The sequence below is a fragment of the Nocardioides limicola genome, from assembly GCF_016827675.1.
GTDB lineage: Bacteria > Actinomycetota > Actinomycetes > Propionibacteriales > Nocardioidaceae > Nocardioides > Nocardioides limicola.
In genome coordinates this window covers 1-1,350 of record NZ_JAERJA010000022.1, presented here as the reverse complement: position 1 = coordinate 1,350, position 1,350 = coordinate 1, and the positions used below count along the sequence as shown (strand labels likewise).

Here is a 1,350-nt window from a genome sequence, read left to right as displayed (position 1 = left end):
CGAGACTGTGAGTCTTTCCTTGCAGCCCGTGTGCTGGTGGGCTGTGGTCGGTGACCGCGGTTGTGACTCATATCGAGACTGGCTTCGTGCCTTTCCTGGGACTTGTCCGGTCGTGGTCGCCGGCCCCGGCCCAGGGGAGCGACTGGCCTGATCAGGAGCTTGACCGGACGGCGTTAACGGCGCCGTGCGTGTCCCATCACAGTCTTGCCGGACTCCACCTGGGCCGGGACATCTCACGTCCCTCTAGGCAAGGAGAAACGCATGAACAGTCTGACCAGACTTACCGAGGTTGTCGATGTCGTGATCGGGGTCGACACCCACGTACACACTCATAGCGCGGCGATGGTCGCCGCGGGCACGGGTGGGGTGATCGAGGACCTCACGATCGCGGCCACCGGTCAGGGCTACGCCGAGCTCGTTGAGTGGGCCGATGACCTGGCCGGGGAGCATGGGACGCTGCGTGCCTGGGCGATCGAGGGCACCGGTAGCCACGGCGCTGGCCTTGCTCGGTATCTGCGTGAACGCGGCGAGGTGGTCATCGAGCTGGACCGTCCGGAGCGGGCCAAGCGCCGTAACGGCGCCAAGTCCGACCCGCTGGACGCGGTCCGTGCCGCCCGCGAGGCCCTTTCGCGGACCCGAGTGGGCACCCCGCGTCAGGGGGTGGAGCGTCAGGCACTGTCAGTGCTGCTGGCTGCGCGCCGGTCTGCCGTTGAAGCCACCGGTGTCGCCCAGCGGCAGCTCTTCAGTCTGGTCATCGCGGCCCCAGAAGCGGTCCGGGCCCGGTTCGCTGGGCAGAAGAAGCTCAAGTCCATGGTCGCCACCGGTATCGCGCTGCGGGTCCAGGCCACCTGGGACCTGGAGACCACCACCACCGTCACCGTGCTGCGTAACCTGGCCCGCCGCGCCCGCACACTACAAGCCGAGGCCGACGCCTACGAGAAGCAGATCAAGGCCATCATCAAGGACTGGCGACCCGACCTGCTCGACCAGATCGGCGTGGGCCCCATCGTCGCCGCGGTAGTGCTGTGCGCCTGGTCCCACCCAGGACGGATCCATTCCGAGGCCGGATTCGCCATGCTCGCCGGGGTTGCACCGATCGAGGCCACCAGCGGACAGGTCGTGAACCGGCACCGGCTCAACCGCTACGGCGACCGACAACTCAACCGCGCCCTGCACACCATCGCCATCACCCGGCAACGACGCCACCAGCCCACCCGCGACTACACCGAGAAACGAACCAGCCAAGGCAAGAACCCCCGAGAGATCCGACGCTGCCTCAAGCGCTACATCGCCCGCGACCTCTACCGACTACTCGAACACCGACCCCTTGACCCAACATAGGAGCGTCCC

Annotated in this window: 1 protein-coding gene; it reads left to right on the top strand. The window is 67.2% G+C overall.

What is annotated here, in order from left to right:
- The first annotated feature begins 261 nt into the window (after nucleotides 1-261).
- Nucleotides 262-1,341 carry an IS110 family RNA-guided transposase gene (locus JKG67_RS18310; RefSeq protein WP_203338802.1) on the top strand — a complete coding sequence of 360 codons (1,080 nt, stop codon included), beginning with the start codon at nucleotides 262-264 and terminating at the stop codon, nucleotides 1,339-1,341.
- The last annotated feature ends 9 nt before the right edge of the window (nucleotides 1,342-1,350 follow it).

Coding starts and splice junctions, on each gene's coding strand:
- JKG67_RS18310 (WP_203338802.1), top strand. CDS start 262: ATGAACAGTCTGACCAGACTTACCGAGGTTGTCGATGTCGTGATCGGG.